This is a genomic window from Streptomyces rubiginosohelvolus, assembly GCF_014649875.1.
Lineage (GTDB): Bacteria > Actinomycetota > Actinomycetes > Streptomycetales > Streptomycetaceae > Streptomyces > Streptomyces rubiginosohelvolus.
The window spans coordinates 1-476 of record NZ_BMTW01000033.1; the positions used below are offsets into that span (position 1 = coordinate 1).

Genomic DNA, 476 nt, shown 5'->3' on the forward strand with positions numbered 1-476 from the left:
TCCTGGCGGTGGCGGAGGTAGGTCTCGGCGTAGCGGACGTAGCTGGCCCGGTTCATCTGGTGGAACGCGGTGAAGGACAGGTCCGGGTCCGGGCGGTCGGCTGCGGTCACGGCGGGCGCGGTCGGATTGTTCCGGCGTCGGTCTCGGGTCACCGGCCCTCTCCCCGCTCGGCACGGGTCATCTCGTTCACGCCGGCCCGCACACCGGCGGCGGCGAGGCGACGGAGCAGGGCGACGGCGTCCGCGCCGAAGACGCGGGCCGCCAAGGCGAGGATCAGCAGGTCACCTACGAGTTGGGTCGTCACAGACGTTGGCCCCTCTCCTGGAAAGGTCCGGGCAGCGGCTGGGAAGTGCCCGGGAGTGCGCCGGAGTGCGCTTTCACCACAACGACGAACCCGAACGCGCTGGTGTGCAGTGGCAACCCAAAGAATGTCACCCAGAGCGAAACCCTGGTGTCATACAGATGTTCCCGTCTGC

Annotated in this window: 1 protein-coding gene; it reads right to left on the minus strand. The window is 68.9% G+C overall.

The features are described from left to right. Positions 1-148: 148 nt before the first annotated feature. The gene (locus IE134_RS33835) at positions 149-304 is read right to left on the minus strand and encodes a hypothetical protein (RefSeq protein WP_189432839.1); all 156 of its coding nucleotides are present in this window, start codon (positions 302-304) and stop codon (positions 149-151) included. Positions 305-476 lie beyond the last annotated feature (172 nt).